The following is a 15,358-nucleotide window of genomic DNA, read 5'->3' on the forward strand; positions in this document are numbered from 1 at the left end:
ACTGCGTGATTTGGGTTTAAATCAAAATGAAAAAACTTGTACTAACTCTTTTGGTAAGCCTTGTATTAAATTCTGTTTATGGACAGGCTCCGTCAAACTATTATGATGGCACTGCGGGATTATCAGGAGCTTCTTTAAAGTCAAAGTTGAAAACTATCATTACCAACGGCCACCAAGATAATGGCTATGGCAATTTGCTGACAGCTTTTCAAAGCACAGATAGGGATTATTTCTACGAAAATGATGGAACTGTAATGGATATGTATTCTGAAAATCCGACAGGAACAGATCCATATATTTATAATCATGGAGTCAAACAATGTGGAAATTATAGTGTTGAAGGAGACTGTTACAACCGAGAACATGTCGTACCGCAAAGTTTATTTAATCAGAATTTACCGATGAGATCTGATGTCCATTTTGTTACACCTACTGACGGAAAAGTCAACGGAATGCGATCAAATTATCCTTTTGGAAAAGTAGGATCAACCTCATTTACATCACTAAACGGTTCTAAACTGGGAAGTTCAGTATCTGCAGGTTATGCGGGGACTGTTTTTGAACCAATTGATGAGTTTAAAGGTGATATTGCCAGAATGATATTATATTTTGTAACCAGATACGAGACGCAGCTATCAGGTTTCAGCAGCGGAAACATATTAGGTAGTACAGCCTACCCTGGCTTACAGACATGGGAATTAAAACAATTACTCGAGTGGAATAATTTAGATCCTGTTTCTCCTTTTGAGATAGCAAGAAATAATGCGGCATTCACTTACCAAGGTAATAGAAATCCATACATCGATCGTCCTGAGTTCGTCGCTTTAATTTGGGGTGCTTATATGGGAGTTGCAGATGTAGATTTGTCAAAAAGTCTTGTGATCGTTCCTAATCCCGTAAAAGATAATAAGATTTATGTGTTAGGCGGAAAAAATCTAGGACAATATAAAATTGCTTTGATTTATAATATGACTGGTCAATTAGTACAGACAATTGAAAATCCATTTCAAAAAGATAATACAATTATTCTTACAGATCTTCCTAAGGGTATTTATATTTTGAAAACTGGCGATCTGAATACAAAGTTTATTATAAAATAAATCAATAAAAAAGATTATTTATAAAATACTGTTCTAAGTCAAAAAAATTATAATATTGGTTAGATTGTAAATTATAATATCTCCCATTAGTTGAGAAGGTTTTTATGTGTAAATATTTAATACATAAATAAAGAATAACTTTTTTGTACCATATTTGTACCATAAAAATATAACTATTTGATTTATAGTAGTTATTATATTAGAAGAAGTCAAATAACTTGATGAGTCAGATCACATAGAAAATCCGCGAGCGAAAGCTCGGGGATTTTTTGTCATTTGAATAAACAAGAAATTATCAATTCGAACAACTAATTTTAACAAAATAATAACATTTTTTTATAATATTTTAAAATTTTACGGCTCACTATTTGCAATTGTAATAAACGATTCTCATGTTTAATTTGAGTTTTCATGGTTATTAGTTTTTACCCAGCTTCGGCTGGGTTTTTATGTTTATCTTTAACAAAAAAAATGAAAAACTATATCATACCTATCTTATTCGTTGCTAATTTTTATCAATCGCAAATTACAAATAGAGATAAAATATTCACTTTAACTAAAGAAGAATATGACAACCTAAAAACATATCTCGCATCCAAAAATATTCCTGTAAAAGATACGATAGTAATTAAATATGATTATAAAAATGATTCCTGCTGGAATCTTCTCGATGAGCAATCCGACTCGAGAATTAAAAATGTTTTGCAGAACTTTAAAAAGCACATTAAAAACTTCAATGATAAGCATCCGGAAGCGATAGCAATTAATTTTAGAGAACCTGGTCGTAATTTTAATAAATTAAAGCTTTGGGATGACTCAATAATCATTGACGAAAACCTTTTCCTTAAAAATACAATTTTCAAAAAGAAAAGAATGTGTGGAAATTCTGCCATTATACTTAATGATGGCTCTTATGTATTAAGATCTTCTGACCCTCATTTTGACTTATTAGATGCAATAAAATAATTGGACTTTTATAGGATTTAATATCTTTGCAGTCCTAAAAACAAAATCAATGTTTTCAAAAATCACAGTTCATAGAGTCGGGAATAAAATCAATGGTGAGTCACTTACGCTTTCGCAGGAAGAACTTCAGCTGGAAGAAGATATGAAAGAACTGCTCGGTAATTATTTTATGAGCGCTTTCAAATCTGAGGAGCAATTTCAGTTTTACAGTGATTCTTATTTGGTTAATAATCCGGTGTACAGCTCTGTGTCGGAGATTTTTGAAGATAAAGCCAAATTTCAGTGGGAATCCGAGAATATTGCCAAACATCTTTTCAATGCGGCAGAAAATCCAAGAGTACAGGCCGGCGAATTGTTCATCGTTTACTTTGAGGGCGAGCCTATTGAAACTGAAGATGGCGAACCTAAACAAATCGATTCCATCGGTATTTTCAAAACTGAAAAAAGAGAATCTTTTCTGAAAATCTTTCCTAAGAATGAAACGTTTGATATCGACAGAGATCAAGGAATCAGCCTGTCAAAAATTGATAAAGCAGCGTTGATCTACAACAATGACAAAGAGTCCGGCTACATTCTATCCGTGGTAGATAATAACAAAAACGGCGACATCTATTACTGGTTCGAGGATTTTCTGAAGGTGAAACAGCGCGATGACGAGTACTTCCACACCCAGGAAACGCTCACGGTTTATAAGGATTTCATCACACAGAAACTACCGGAAGAATTTGAAGTTTCCAAAGCTGATCAGGCAGATTTTCTGAATAAGTCTATCAATTTTTTCAAGGAAAAAGAAGAATTCAAGTATGATGATTTTGTGAACGAAGTGTTGCAGGACGAAAGTGTGATCGAAAGTTTTTCCAACTTCAAATCCGATTATGAGCAGGATATGCAGATTTCTATATCGGAAGATTTCCCTATTAATAATCAGGCTGTTAAAAAGCAACAAAGACATTTTAAATCCATTATCAAGCTAGATAAAAATTTCCATATCTACATCCACGGTGATCGCAAAATGATAGAAACCGGACAGGATGACAAAGGAAAATTCTACAGACTTTACTTTGAGCAGGAGAAATAAATCTGTTACAGATTATTGTTGGGACTTAATATAATATCTGCTCTCTCAGAAAAAAAATTCTACATTTGCATCTATGTTCATTCGGGGAAACAAAATATTCAGAACGGTATTTTCGGCTTTTGTAGCCGTGAGCTACCTTTTTGTGGTCTTGTTTTCTGCCGAGCTGCATAATCATAATACGGACATTTTCAAGGATTTATCGTTCAAAAAATCCGAACTAAAAATCACCAAATCCACTCAGGATAAACAAAGTTCCGGCGACTGTCTTTCGTGTCATTTCGTAGCCACGGGCAACTCGCTACTGCCGGAGCAGTTCACATTTCATTTCGAAAATTATACCCAGGAAGTTAAAACGATCATTTCCATACAGGAAAAAATATGGTCTCAGACCAAGTTCACTTTCCAGCTGCGTGGGCCGCCAACTATTTCCTGATTTCGTTTTTCTCAGCAACCAATTGAGAATCTCTTTTTCGGAACAATCCCATTTATTTGCTTTTAAAATAAGTCTTATTTGGCAGCTTTATCCGTCTTCCGTTCCCGCTTTTTTCTGTCATTACGAATGCAGTTTCAAGATCTATAGACAATTTGTCCATTCGTAATAACAGAAAAAGAGCTCCACTCAAGCCGGGCTGCGTGCAATTCACCGTTCCAAATTCGTCAATAATTAATTTTTTTATTCGATAAGTGCAGCTGCGCTTATCATCATACATTTTATAAAATGAAAAACATTATTAGTCTGATGTTAGTCTTCTGTGGACTGGCATTGGTCTCTTCCCAGAAATATACTGTAGAAGGAACCGTTCAGGATTATCATGACAAGACCATGCTGCAAAATGTTACGGTGACCATCGGACCATATTCTGCCAAAACAGATCCGTCCGGCAAGTTCAGAATCAGACAAATCCCTGAGGGTAGTTATACTTTGCTGGCATCGCATCCGGATTGCGCGAGTTTTTCGGAAGCCATAGAAGTTAATAAAGATTTGCATCTTTCCATCAGCCTGGAACATCATGTACACGAGATCGAGTCTGTAACACTTCACGGCAATCATAAAAACAATGGGACGCTTGTCATAAAAACGCTGGATCACACTACAATTGAAAGAAATTCGACAGAAAATTTAGGAAATTTACTGAAGAATATTTCTGGTGTGAGCGGACTGAAAACAGGGAATAACATCGTAAAACCAGTGATTCACGGACTCTACGGAAGCCGGATTTCCATTGTTAACAATGGTGTCAGGATGGCAGAGCAGGAGTGGGGCGTGGAACATGCTCCCAATATTGATGTCAATAATTTCCAGCATATAGATGTCATCAAAGGTGCATCGGCTCTTCGGTACGGAAGTGATGCTATTGGTGGCGTTGTGGTTCTGGAGCCAGAGATTTTCCCTAAAAAAGATACTTTGAAAGGAAATATAGGACTTTCTGGAATATCCAACGGACGGGGTCTTGGTCTGGATGTCAATCTGGTAAAGGTCTGGAAAAACGGTTGGGCGGTAAAATCGGGAGGTAATCTTCAGAAGCTGGGTGATCAAAGTGCTCCACATTATAATCTGAAAAATACAGGCTCGGATTTTTCTTCTTTCAATTTTACGGTGCAGAAGAATTCCTTCAAAAGCGGAATATCATTCGATTATTATCTGACGAATCAAAATCTTGGGATCCTGCGCGATTCGCACGTTTCTACACCGCGGGATTATGAAGCAGCGATGAACACGCCAATCCCTTTCTACTCAGGAAAGTTCAGTTATGATATAGATAACCCGAGGCAGCTGGTAGAACATCATCTGGCAAAAATTGCTGCATTCAATAGGTTCGAAAACATAGGAAAAATATCGGCGACATACAGTTTTCAGTATAATCACCGTCAGGAGTTTGATTTGAGGAGAGGAACACTTAGTGAGATTCCGTCCCTTGATTTGGCGCTGATGACGCATCAGTTCAATATCAATGATCTTCTGGAAAGAGAAAAATGGTCTTTGGAAACAGGAATTGATGCAGCCTTTCAGAATAATTATTCCAATCCGGCGACGCAGGCAAGAAGACTGATCCCCAATTATGACAAATATTCAGCAGGCATTTATTCGGTGTTCAAATATAAAATCTCACCACAGCTGAATGCCGAAGCGGGAGTCCGTTATGATTACAATTATTATGATGTTACAAAATGGTACAATAAAAGCGATTGGGAAGATTATTATGCGGCAACTTTTCCGCAGTTCTATGTAAAAAAAGATGCCAATAGAGTCTTGACAAGACCTAAGCTGACTTTTGAGAACTGGTCTTACAACGCTGGTTTGGAATATCATCCGTCAGCCAGTTTTAATCTGAAATTCAACTATGCAAAAGTAGGAAGAACACCGAATATTGCGGAGCTTTTTTCAGACGGACTGCACCATTCTGCCGCTATTATAGAGAAAGGCAATATGAATATCAAAAATGAAGAAGGACACCAGTTCAACTTGGTTGCAGATATCAAATTTGAAGTTCTGAAAGGCTTGGAGATTTCTGCTAACCCATATTTCTTTATCACAAAGAATTTCATTAACCAGATTCCGAACGGCGTTTTGCAACTGACACAGGCTGGGACTTTTCCTGTTTGGATCTACCAGCAGATTGATGCCAAAATGTACGGACTGGATTTTGATATTAATCTTAACATTACGGATAATCTTTCTTATAAAGGAAGAGGCGCTTACGTCTACGGACAGGACGAAACGAACAATGAACCGCTGATTCTGATGATGCCGCTTAATTTTTCGAATACTTTACAGTTTAAAAATCAGAAATGGCACGGATTCTATTTCAATATTGAAAATCAGACCTTTTTATATCAGAACCGATTTCCGAGTCATAATCTGGAATATACGGACTATATAGATGGGGAAGAAGTCAATAAGACTGTGGACATCAGCACACCGCCAAGACAATATTCACTATGGAATATTCAGACAGGGATCAATCTGGCTAAGAATTTTTCTGCTGGTCTTACAGTAAACAACGTCTTCGATATTTCTTACAAGGATTATCTGAACAGAATGCGGTTTTTTGACAACGATTTGGGAAGAAATTTCATTCTGAACTTCAGATACAAATTTTAAAAACAATTATTAAGTTATAAAAAAACAAAAATTTAAAACAATGAAAAGTAAATTCAATTTCAAAAAATTAGTAAGTGTTTCAGCTGCATTATTTTTAATCTTTAATGTCATCTCTTGCCAGAGAGATGAGGATGTAGCAGCAGATGATCTTCCCCAGGAAGAGCTTACCAAAATCACGCTGAGTGTGAAGGATATTGCCGCAGAGACAACTAAAGAATATAGCTACATTATTGGATCTGGAGCACCCGTTATTCCGTTAACTGATGGTAAATCCTATGAAGTGACTGTTACGTTCTGGAATGGAAGTGATAATGTGACCCAGGAAATCCGGGATGCGAAAGATGAACATTTTCTGATCTTTGATTTTCCGAAATCGACAGTTAATCTTACCAGGTTGGATGATGTAACTTCTACAGGGGAACTTGGAAAAGTAGGACTCAAAACGAAATGGGATGTGATAAAAGTGGTAGGATCATCTTCACCACTGTTAAAGTTAACCTTGATCCACGAACCGGCATCTGCCAGTGAAGCGCAAAACGGAACAGCGTGGGGAAGTGTTTCCGGTGGAGAAACTGATGCTGAAGCAACTTTCGGACTGTCCAACTAAAAACAGGTTTTTTCAATAATCAACAAAGGCATCTTTATGTTATGAAGCTGCCTTTGTTATTTTTTCGTTTCTGATAATTATGATTTTTTTATAAGAATCTGTTGGGAATTTAATTTGCAATTCTTCAAAAATTGCCTATTTTTGCAACCTAAAAAATTCAATTAATGAACGTTACAGCAACCAACCATGACGAAGTGAGCGCATTGCTTACAGTAACATTGGAAAAATCTGATTATAAAGAAAAAGTAGAAAAACAATTGATCAACTATGCAAAAAATGCACAGGTTCCTGGATTCAGAAAAGGAAAAGTACCATTGAGTATGGTTAGAAAACAATATGAAGCAGGTATCGCTTATGAAGAAATCAATAAACAGATTTCGGAAGCTTTGAATAACTACGTTGCTGAAAATAAATTAAGATTAGTGGGGCAGCCGGTTCCACAGCCTGTAAACGATTTCAATCATAATGCAGATTCACTTTCTGTAGCATTTGAAGTGGGATATGAGCCGGAATTTACCGTGGACTTGACGCAATATGAAGCGCCACATTATAAAGTAGAAGCATCTGAAAAAGAGATCTCTACAAGCGTAGAAAACATGCAGAAGCGTTTCGCAGAAAGAGTTCCTGAAGAGAAGATCGGAAAGGATTCTTATGTGGCATTAGAAGTTTCTCAAGTGGTGGAAGCAGACGCAGAAGGTGAGCATCACCATCAGCCAAAAAACGTAACGGTTTCCAAAGAACAAAAAGAAGCTTATGATCTTGTAAAGAAACTTAAAAAAGACGAGTCTGTAAAAGTTTCTAAAGAAGATCTTCAGGCAAAAGAAGAATTGGCTAAACAATTAGGTTTCAGCAAAGAGGAAGCAGAACATCTTCATCATAATGAGGTGGAAGTAACTGTAAAAGATATCTACGGATTAAACCTTGCAGAGCTTAACCAAGAGCTATTTGATAAAGTTTACGGAAAAGATGAGATCAAATCTGAGGAAGAATTGAGAGCCAGAGTGAAAACTGAATTGGATGAGTATTTCCAACAAAATGCTGATGTTCATTTCGTAAACAAAATTCTTGAGCAGGTTAATGAAAAACAAGAAGTAAAACTACCTGAGGCTTTCCTTATAAAATGGTTGATGTTCTCTAACCAGAATATCACATCTGAAGAGCAGGCAAAAGAAATCCTTGAGAACGAAAAAAGCATTATCAAAGGTCAGATCCTGGAAGGGAAGCTGATGAATGATAATAATATTCAATTGGATTATGCAGAAGTTCTGGGGCAAGCTGAGCAGTTGGTAAGAAACCAGTTAGCAATCTACGGAATCCACCATTTAGGAGATGATGAGGTTCAGAAATATGCTGCTGAAATGCTTAAAGATGAAAACCAAGTGAGACAAATTTCTTCTGAAGTTGCAATGGCTAAGTTGAAAGACGTAATCCTTGAAAAATCTAAAAAGAAAGAAACTAAAATCTCTCACGATGAGTTTCTTGAAGAATTGAAGAAGTAATTTCCTCAGAATAAATGAAAAACGTTCCAAATATGGAGCGTTTTTTTTATTAGCATTTTTAAGTTTTTCAGAACCCTTGCGGTTGATTGAGAATTATAGATGATACTAAAAATTCACAAACAATCTTGGATTAACCGGCTGATTATTTTTATGAACTTCGTAATGCAGGTGCGGCCCGGTGGAGCGACCTGTATTTCCGGATTTGGCAATAATCTGACCTACTTTTACTCTGTCATTCGTTTCTACAAGGATTTCGGAAAGATGTCCGTACAGAGTTGCCAGTCCATTGCCGTGTTCCACAATGACACAGTTGCCATATCCGCCTTTGACACCTGCAAAAATAACTTTTCCAGAAGCGGCGCATTTAACAGGACTTCCATAAGCCACAGCAATGTCTAAACCTTTGTGGAATTGCATCTGGTCTTTTTCTGCCGGAGCATTGCTGGATGCATTTTTATCTTCTTTGATGATCGCTTGTCTTTTTATAACGTTTCCGAGACTATCCTTTTCTTCAAGTGTATTGTTTTGGGCGGAAATTATTTCCGGAGATTTAGGAGGAATAGGATTTTTACGGATACCAAAATTTGATGAGATATAACCATAGGTGGGAATTCCCAGCGGAACCTGCTGTAATTTCTGTTCAAGATCTGCCAGATACTGGCTGTATCGGTTGCTTACTTTTGCAAGATATACTTTATTTTGCAGGCTATCCTGCGCCAGTCTGTCAATCCGAAGATCCGACACATTTTTTGATTTCAGAAAACCGTCGATGCTTCGGATGCTTTGATCTACAAGAGCCAGGTCGGTTTTCAATTGCAGATGGTCAATACTGTCCTTTTCGTTATTTATTTTTACCAGATTTACTTCATAAAGTTTATCATCTTTGCCTGTGTATAATCTCGCAATGATCAAAGACTGAATAAAACACGCTATCAGCAAAAGTATCAGTACAATATTTTTTTTCTTTTTAGATTTGAAGAACTGAACCATTAATACATTTTTAAAATGGAATGCAAAATTAGTAATTTTTATCTTGATTAATGATAATCAGGATCAACGATATATTTTCTGCAAATAAAAGTTAATTATTCTTAATTTATAATTAAAGCATAATTTGATTTAGCCAAATTCATAAATAAGCTTAGATTTGTAAATGCTAAAAAAAGCCAAACCAGAAATGAAAAAGAAATTGACTAAAGCGACTAAAAATGCGAGAGTTGGAGTTTTAGGAAGCGGAAGTTTTGCAACGGCCATTGTGAAAATGTTACTGGAAAACTGTAAAACCGTCCAGTGGTGTGTGAGAAATGAATTCGTGAAGGGAGCTATAGAGCAAAGAGGCCATAATCCTACCTATCTCACTACAGTGGCTTTCAACTTAAAAAAACTTAATATCACAACCGATATCAATGAATTGGTTTCCAATTGTGATGTCATTATTCTTGCGGTGCCTTCTATTTATCTTGCAGAATCTATGGAGAAGCTGACATGTGATTTGGAAGGAAAATTGTTTTGTTCCGCTATAAAGGGAATTGTTCCCAAGCATAATGATATTGTTGCTCACTATCTGAGGGACAACTTTAAAATAGGTTTTAAAAATCAGGCTGTTATTGCCGGTCCTTGCCATGCAGAAGAAGTTGCAATGGAACGTCTGTCTTATCTTACGGTCGCTGTTGCAGAAGATGAAGATGCTAAAGTTCTCCAGGAGATTTTGTCTTCCTGTTATATAAAAGTGAATACAAGCCGGGATATTCTCGGAAACGAATATTCTGCAATTCTTAAAAACATCTATGCTATCGGAGCTGGTATTGCTAGCGGACTAGGCTATGGAGACAATTTTATTGCGGTTTATGTTTCGAATGCAATTCGTGAAATGGAGGCATTTCTGCAAGCCATTTATCCCGAGCCGAGAGACGTGAATGACAGTGCCTATTTAGGTGACCTGATAGTTACGGCGTACTCCCTTTTCTCCAGAAACAGAAACTTGGGAAATCTAATTGGCAAAGGTTATACCGTGAAGTCTGCAATCCAGTCCATGAGTATGGTTGCGGAAGGTTATTACGCTACCAACGGAATCTACTCTATCTGCAAAGACAAAAAATTGAAGCTTCCGATAGTCAATACCATTTATGAGATATTGTATGAAGGAAAAAATGCGGAAAAGCAATTTGCGAAACTAACAGAGAAATTAACCTGATCTTAATGAAAGTTAATTAATTATACAACAAACACAATGGAACAGATTTTGCAAAATTTGCATTCTTAAGAAATGAAAAAATATTCAAACACAAAAATGAAACATTCTAAGTTTAAGCTGGCTCAGGAAGCCTTAAAGCACAAAGGATTTTTACAAAAAATTCCAGCGGCTGTCAGAATGATAAAATCCTGGCGAAAAGGTGAGTATAAAATGAAAGTAACAGACATTTTATTACCTGCGCTAGCATTATTATATGTTATCTCACCAATAGATCTTATTCCGGATTTTGTTTTAGGAATAGGTGCATTGGATGATCTTGCAATATTGGCATTTGCTATTCCTCTGTTGCTAAAAGAAGTGGATAAATTTCTGCTATGGGAAAGCCAGAAAAAAAATCCAAATGTGATAGACGCAGAGATTGTTGAATAAAAAAACCAGAGAATAATTTTTCTCTGGCTTTTTTATTAGATATTTACCACAGTCTCTATTTCCGGAGCGTATTGCTTAATGGTGCTTTCTACTCCCAACTTCATTGTAGAGCTACTGATGCCACAGCTGGAGCAGTGTCCTAACAAACGGACATAGACAGTTTTGTCTTCTACATTTACCAGCTCTATATCGCCCCCATCTTTATTAAGAAACGGACGAATGCTGTCCAATGCCTCCATTACTTTAGTAACCAATTCTTCCTGGATATCATTTGTATTGTTCATAAATTTATTATTTCTTTGGCGAGCAGCCTGCCATAGTCGTAATTTTTACAGCTTCTGTTGCTGGAAGATTTTTATTTCTTTCTACTAAACTTTCAACCATATTTTGGGCAGTTTTTGTATAAATGTCAGATATTTTGGAATTTTCCTGCAGCGCCGCTGGTCTTCCTACATCTCCAGCTTCTCGGATACTTTGAATCAAAGGAATCTCTCCCAAAACAGGAATTCCAAGATCTTCTGCCATAAACTGAGCGCCTTGTTTTCCAAAGATATAGTACTTATTATCGGGCAATTCTTCTGGTGTGAAGTACGCCATATTTTCTATCAATCCCAAAACAGGAATGTTGATGCTTTCCATATTGAACATCGCAATTCCCTTTCTCACATCGGCCAATGCAACGTGTTGAGGTGTACTCACAATCACAGCTCCCGTAACCGGAACTTCCTGAATGATAGATAAATGAATGTCGCCAGTTCCAGGAGGAAGGTCAATCAAAAGGAAATCCAATTCGCCCCAATCTGCATCACGAATCATCTGATTCAATGCTTTGGAAGCCATTGGGCCTCTCCAAACTACTGCTTGGTTAGCACCGGAAAAATATCCAATTGATAACATTTTTACACCGTAATTCTCGATTGGTTTCATCAGATTTCTGCCGTTCACTTCTACAGAAATTGGTTTTTGGCCTTCTGTATCAAGCATTGTAGGAACAGACGGTCCGTAGATATCTGCATCCAGCAATCCAACTTTGAAACCCATTTTTGCTAACGTTACAGCAAGATTAGCAGAAACTGTAGATTTTCCCACGCCACCTTTTCCGGAAGCGATGGCAATAATATTCTGAATTCCCGGGATTTGTTTCCCTTTGATTTCGTTTGTCGCAGGTGTTGCAGGCAATTCAGGAGAAACAATTTTCAACTTCAAATTGATATGTTCCCCAAACTCCGAAGCAAAAGCCTGCTTCATAGCGACTTCCAATTTCTTTTTCTCATGCATTGCAGGAGAATGTGCAGTCATATCAATATAAACATCATCACCCATCACTTGGAAATTGCTTACAAGGTCATCTACTTCTATCTCTTTCAGAAAATCCTGAACTTTTGATTTCGTCAGCATAAAATTTATTATTCTTTAAGTGGCTACAAAATTACGGATTTTAAAATTAATTTAGAATTAATTGAATTTATGATTTTGTCTATGTTGATGATTTTTGGCAGGTTAAGTTGGCTTGCTATTTTAACTTGTTTTAAATTCGCATTGATAAGATGTCTAAGATTATTTCATTAAAAAGTTATAGTCGAATTCATTTTAATCGAAAGAATGTTCAACAATTAGCCCTCAAAATTATGAATGCTACTGCGATACAACAACTGAATGATAAATTAAAATCTCTTCCCGATACTTTGGTACAAGAAGTAGAACAGTTTATTGATTATTTATCTTTTAAAAATTCCCAAGAAAGAGGTATAACGGATATTCCTCAATGGCAAAAGGATTTAGTTTTGGACAGAGTCAATAATCCCCAAAAACCTGTAGATGCTTTTAAGATGTTGCAAGAATTGGAGGACGATCTATGAAAACCTTCCGAGTTATTGCTGACCCCAGAGTAAAACTGGATTTACAGGATGCTAAAAATTTCTTGGAAAGAAAGCAAAAAGGACTTTCTCTAGAATTCTTCAAAGATTATAAAAAAGCACTTAAAAAATTACAAACTAATCCTTTTTTCCAAGTGAGGTACAAAGAGATACATTGTCTGCCATTGGAAGTTCTTAAATATATCCTCCATTTTAAATGGATGAACAAAATCTTACAGTTACAGTTTTTGCTGTAATTTCTACTCGTAGAGAACCTGATAAACATTGGTTGTGAGTCTTAATCTTTAATATATCGTAAATTAAACAAAGTCAACTTTTAATATTTATTGCTCAAAGTAGTGAGATTAGCATCGGAGTTTATAGCTTTGGTATTAAAATAATTTTGCCCATCCAGAGTTAAAATCTTTTGTATTAATAAAAATCTTCTTGTCATTAGTTTTATCAAAAGTTTTTGAGACAAAAAAATGAAAATCAGTAATTTGCTTTTTAAATACTAAGTCGAAAATATATTTCGATATTTTTTTTGCAAAAAATACAACAATTAGAACAGATAGTAATCCAATATATTTTACTTCTTTAACATTAAAAAATAATAGACCAATCAAAGTATAAAGTGCTAAGATAAATGCAAAACAAAAAATAAATACAAATAAATAAAAAATAGGATGAACAATTAATGTTAAAGTAATATATCCAGTAGTTTTACTTATTGAGAATGCTATTTGCTTGTAATGAATTATATCTTCATTTTTAGAATTGTTTAAAACTTCGTTGAAATTTGTTTCATTTATCTTCATAATTATATTATTAGTTTTTTTAATAAAAAATTTCACATATTTTTTTCAAATTTAATACCTAAAATTTCTTCAATAGATTTTATTTGTTTTTTAGCTTGCTCTTCACTTTTTGAGATTTGAGACTTAAAAAAAAGGCATTAAATATTCATTGTTAATAATTTCAATATTCAGAAAGCCGTCATTTTCTATAATATACTGATATTTTTTCATTATTAATTTTTTTTTTAAACCTTTTGAAATTAAGTAATCTATAAAACTGAATTTCTCTTTATCCATTTGTTAATTTTTTTAATTAACATTTCCTATCCCTCCAATTGCCCTTCCCACTTACTCACAGCAGAAGTCGCCAAAGCATTACCCAAAACATTAGTCATACTTCTTCCCATATCGCAGAAGTGGTCTATTGGTAAAATCAAAGCAATTCCCTCAACAGGAATATCAAACATCCCACACGCTGCAACAATGATAACCAGACTTGCTCTCGGTACACCTGCAATTCCTTTACTGGTGAGCATCAGAACCAAAAGCATAATAATTTGCTGTCCAAGCGGCATATCGATTCCGTAAATCTGTGCAATGAAAATCGAAGCAAAGGTCATATACATCATGCTTCCGTCCAGGTTGAAAGAATATCCTAATGGTAATATGAATGAAACAATCCTGTTGTTGCAACCAAATCTTTCCAGCTCTTCTACCAGCTTTGGAAAAACAGCCTCGGAACTTGTGGTGGAAAAGGCGATCAATAATGGCTCTTTGATTCTTCTCAACAATTCGAAAAGGCGTTTGCCGAGAATCATATATCCAACCAAAAGTAAAACAGCCCAAAGAACAGCCAATGCAAAGAAGAAATCTCTCAGGTAAATAGCATAAACTTTAAAAATCTCGAACCCGTTAGTCGCAACAACGGCAGATATCGCACCGAAAACACCTAATGGCGCAACCCACATTATATAACCCACCATTTTCAGAATGGCGTGTGCAACAATGTCCAGACCTTTGATAACCGGCTTCGCATACTCTTCTCCCATCGCTGATAAAGCAATGCCGAACATCACTGAGAAAACCACAATCTGCAGCACTTCATTAGTTGCAAACGCTTCAAATAAACTTTTCGGAATGATATGTTTTACAAAATCTTCCATCGAGAAACCTTTGCTGTTGCTCACAATTTCCGAAGCAGAAGCTGCATCCTGAATTGGTAGTTTAGTAACGTGACCAGGTTCCAGCCAATTGACCAAAGCCAAGCCTATTGTAAGCGATATCAAAGATGCACTGATAAACCAAAGCATCGCCTTCGTTCCGACACGTCCCACCATTTTTATATCACCCATTTTTGCAATCCCTACAACCAGTGTAGAGAACACCAATGGTGCAATAATCATCTGAATCAGACGAATAAAAATCGTTCCCAGCAACTTTATGTTTTTGGCAAATTCTTCTGCGGAATCCGGATTATTGGTATGTACGATGCCGCCTAGGATCACACCTAAAACCAATGAAATAATGATTGCGAAAAAAAGTTTATTCTGACCTTTCATAACTTTCTACATATTTTAATGTTTTGAACACAATGTGCACAAATTCTAATCTATTTAAATTAAGCAGTTTCAGTTTAAAGTAATGCTGTATGTCTAAATCTTAGCATTATAAAATCTGACATAAATTGAAACTGAACAAAACTAATATTTTTGAGAGAATAACCGCTTAT

Annotated in this window: 17 protein-coding genes; 11 read left to right on the forward strand and 6 right to left on the reverse strand. The window is 35.8% G+C overall.

What is annotated here, in order from left to right:
* The first annotated feature begins 26 nt into the window (after window positions 1-26).
* The 7 genes from EGH73_RS08610 to EGH73_RS08645 all read left to right on the forward strand — a co-directional run bounded on the left by EGH73_RS08610 (window position 27) and on the right by EGH73_RS08645 (window position 8,353).
* Window positions 27-1,100, forward strand: coding sequence for an endonuclease (locus EGH73_RS08610; RefSeq protein WP_002977387.1), 1,074 nt, complete (start codon window positions 27-29; stop codon window positions 1,098-1,100).
* A 471-nt stretch (window positions 1,101-1,571) separates the two neighbouring features.
* Window positions 1,572-2,066, forward strand: a complete 495-nt coding sequence (locus EGH73_RS08615) for a hypothetical protein (protein WP_148041692.1) — start codon at window positions 1,572-1,574, stop codon at window positions 2,064-2,066.
* Window positions 2,067-2,115: 49 nt separating this feature from the next.
* Window positions 2,116-3,144 (forward strand): nucleoid-associated protein, encoded by a 1,029-nt coding sequence (locus EGH73_RS08620; RefSeq protein WP_123281485.1) that lies wholly within the window; start codon window positions 2,116-2,118, stop codon window positions 3,142-3,144.
* A 73-nt stretch (window positions 3,145-3,217) separates the two neighbouring features.
* Window positions 3,218-3,577, forward strand: coding sequence for a hypothetical protein (locus EGH73_RS08625; protein ID WP_123281486.1), 360 nt, complete (start codon window positions 3,218-3,220; stop codon window positions 3,575-3,577).
* Window positions 3,578-3,862: 285 nt separating this feature from the next.
* Complete coding sequence (locus tag EGH73_RS08635) at window positions 3,863-6,247, forward strand: TonB-dependent receptor (protein ID WP_123281488.1); 2,385 nt, start codon at window positions 3,863-3,865, stop codon at window positions 6,245-6,247.
* 40 nt (window positions 6,248-6,287) lie between these two features.
* Window positions 6,288-6,854: a hypothetical protein gene (locus EGH73_RS08640; RefSeq protein WP_123281489.1), complete on the forward strand. Its 567-nt coding sequence runs from the start codon at window positions 6,288-6,290 to the stop codon at window positions 6,852-6,854.
* Window positions 6,855-7,018: 164 nt separating this feature from the next.
* The gene (locus EGH73_RS08645; protein WP_123281490.1) at window positions 7,019-8,353 is read left to right on the forward strand and encodes a trigger factor; all 1,335 of its coding nucleotides are present in this window, start codon (window positions 7,019-7,021) and stop codon (window positions 8,351-8,353) included.
* 105 nt (window positions 8,354-8,458) lie between these two features.
* Here the strand turns inward: EGH73_RS08645 and EGH73_RS08650 are convergent, their stop codons facing one another.
* Entirely contained in the window at window positions 8,459-9,343 is an 885-nt protein-coding gene (locus EGH73_RS08650) for a M23 family metallopeptidase (RefSeq protein ID WP_123281491.1), read from the reverse strand.
* Window positions 9,344-9,530: 187 nt separating this feature from the next.
* Between EGH73_RS08650 and EGH73_RS08655 the strand changes: the two genes are divergently transcribed.
* Window positions 9,531-10,547 carry an NAD(P)H-dependent glycerol-3-phosphate dehydrogenase gene (locus EGH73_RS08655; protein ID WP_123281665.1) on the forward strand — a complete coding sequence of 339 codons (1,017 nt, stop codon included), beginning with the start codon at window positions 9,531-9,533 and terminating at the stop codon, window positions 10,545-10,547.
* A 72-nt stretch (window positions 10,548-10,619) separates the two neighbouring features.
* A complete protein-coding gene (locus tag EGH73_RS08660; protein WP_245985484.1) occupies window positions 10,620-10,976 on the forward strand; it encodes a YkvA family protein in 357 nt (118 codons plus the stop codon).
* Between the two features lie 35 nt (window positions 10,977-11,011).
* Here the strand turns inward: EGH73_RS08660 and EGH73_RS08665 are convergent, their stop codons facing one another.
* Together EGH73_RS08665 and EGH73_RS08670 are read right to left on the reverse strand one after the other, a co-directional pair.
* Window positions 11,012-11,260, reverse strand: a complete 249-nt coding sequence (locus EGH73_RS08665; RefSeq protein WP_123281492.1) for a NifU family protein — start codon at window positions 11,258-11,260, stop codon at window positions 11,012-11,014.
* A gap of 7 nt (window positions 11,261-11,267) precedes the next feature.
* Window positions 11,268-12,374: an Mrp/NBP35 family ATP-binding protein gene (locus EGH73_RS08670; protein ID WP_123281493.1), complete on the reverse strand. Its 1,107-nt coding sequence runs from the start codon at window positions 12,372-12,374 to the stop codon at window positions 11,268-11,270.
* A gap of 230 nt (window positions 12,375-12,604) precedes the next feature.
* Here EGH73_RS08670 and EGH73_RS08675 point away from each other — a divergent pair, with 230 nt between their 5' ends.
* Window positions 12,605-12,835 (forward strand): hypothetical protein, encoded by a 231-nt coding sequence (locus EGH73_RS08675; protein ID WP_148041693.1) that lies wholly within the window; start codon window positions 12,605-12,607, stop codon window positions 12,833-12,835.
* Window positions 12,832-13,089, forward strand: coding sequence for a hypothetical protein (locus EGH73_RS08680; protein WP_123281495.1), 258 nt, complete (start codon window positions 12,832-12,834; stop codon window positions 13,087-13,089). The genes EGH73_RS08675 and EGH73_RS08680 overlap by 4 nt, the downstream gene beginning before the upstream one ends.
* A gap of 135 nt (window positions 13,090-13,224) precedes the next feature.
* On the opposite strand, the gene EGH73_RS08685 is transcribed toward EGH73_RS08680, so the two are convergent.
* The 3 genes from EGH73_RS08685 to EGH73_RS08690 all read right to left on the reverse strand — a co-directional run bounded on the left by EGH73_RS08685 (window position 13,225) and on the right by EGH73_RS08690 (window position 15,188).
* The gene (locus tag EGH73_RS08685) at window positions 13,225-13,650 is read right to left on the reverse strand and encodes a hypothetical protein (protein ID WP_123281496.1); all 426 of its coding nucleotides are present in this window, start codon (window positions 13,648-13,650) and stop codon (window positions 13,225-13,227) included.
* 123 nt (window positions 13,651-13,773) lie between these two features.
* Window positions 13,774-13,926: a hypothetical protein gene (locus EGH73_RS14005; protein ID WP_184808089.1), complete on the reverse strand. Its 153-nt coding sequence runs from the start codon at window positions 13,924-13,926 to the stop codon at window positions 13,774-13,776.
* A gap of 26 nt (window positions 13,927-13,952) precedes the next feature.
* Window positions 13,953-15,188 carry a dicarboxylate/amino acid:cation symporter gene (locus EGH73_RS08690; protein WP_123281497.1) on the reverse strand — a complete coding sequence of 412 codons (1,236 nt, stop codon included), beginning with the start codon at window positions 15,186-15,188 and terminating at the stop codon, window positions 13,953-13,955.
* Window positions 15,189-15,358: the final 170 nt, after the last annotated feature.

Source organism: Epilithonimonas hominis (assembly GCF_003730015.1).
Taxonomy (GTDB): Bacteria; Bacteroidota; Bacteroidia; order Flavobacteriales; family Weeksellaceae; genus Epilithonimonas; species Epilithonimonas hominis.

Bases quoted from the DNA above. Each gene is read 5' to 3' on its own strand.
- EGH73_RS08685 (WP_123281496.1), bottom strand. From the start codon at position 13,650: ATGAAGATAAATGAAACAAATTTCAACGAAGTTTTAAACAATTCTAAA.
- EGH73_RS08680 (WP_123281495.1), top strand. From the start codon at position 12,832: ATGAAAACCTTCCGAGTTATTGCTGACCCCAGAGTAAAACTGGATTTA.
- EGH73_RS14005 (WP_184808089.1), bottom strand. From the start codon at position 13,926: ATGGATAAAGAGAAATTCAGTTTTATAGATTACTTAATTTCAAAAGGT.
- EGH73_RS08670 (WP_123281493.1), bottom strand. From the start codon at position 12,374: ATGCTGACGAAATCAAAAGTTCAGGATTTTCTGAAAGAGATAGAAGTA.
- EGH73_RS08625 (WP_123281486.1), top strand. From the start codon at position 3,218: ATGTTCATTCGGGGAAACAAAATATTCAGAACGGTATTTTCGGCTTTT.
- EGH73_RS08635 (WP_123281488.1), top strand. From the start codon at position 3,863: ATGAAAAACATTATTAGTCTGATGTTAGTCTTCTGTGGACTGGCATTG.
- EGH73_RS08690 (WP_123281497.1), bottom strand. From the start codon at position 15,188: ATGAAAGGTCAGAATAAACTTTTTTTCGCAATCATTATTTCATTGGTT.
- EGH73_RS08655 (WP_123281665.1), top strand. From the start codon at position 9,531: ATGAAAAAGAAATTGACTAAAGCGACTAAAAATGCGAGAGTTGGAGTT.
- EGH73_RS08660 (WP_245985484.1), top strand. From the start codon at position 10,620: ATGAAAAAATATTCAAACACAAAAATGAAACATTCTAAGTTTAAGCTG.
- EGH73_RS08645 (WP_123281490.1), top strand. From the start codon at position 7,019: ATGAACGTTACAGCAACCAACCATGACGAAGTGAGCGCATTGCTTACA.
- EGH73_RS08640 (WP_123281489.1), top strand. From the start codon at position 6,288: ATGAAAAGTAAATTCAATTTCAAAAAATTAGTAAGTGTTTCAGCTGCA.
- EGH73_RS08610 (WP_002977387.1), top strand. From the start codon at position 27: ATGAAAAAACTTGTACTAACTCTTTTGGTAAGCCTTGTATTAAATTCT.
- EGH73_RS08620 (WP_123281485.1), top strand. From the start codon at position 2,116: ATGTTTTCAAAAATCACAGTTCATAGAGTCGGGAATAAAATCAATGGT.
- EGH73_RS08675 (WP_148041693.1), top strand. From the start codon at position 12,605: ATGAATGCTACTGCGATACAACAACTGAATGATAAATTAAAATCTCTT.
- EGH73_RS08650 (WP_123281491.1), bottom strand. From the start codon at position 9,343: ATGGTTCAGTTCTTCAAATCTAAAAAGAAAAAAAATATTGTACTGATA.
- EGH73_RS08665 (WP_123281492.1), bottom strand. From the start codon at position 11,260: ATGAACAATACAAATGATATCCAGGAAGAATTGGTTACTAAAGTAATG.
- EGH73_RS08615 (WP_148041692.1), top strand. From the start codon at position 1,572: ATGAAAAACTATATCATACCTATCTTATTCGTTGCTAATTTTTATCAA.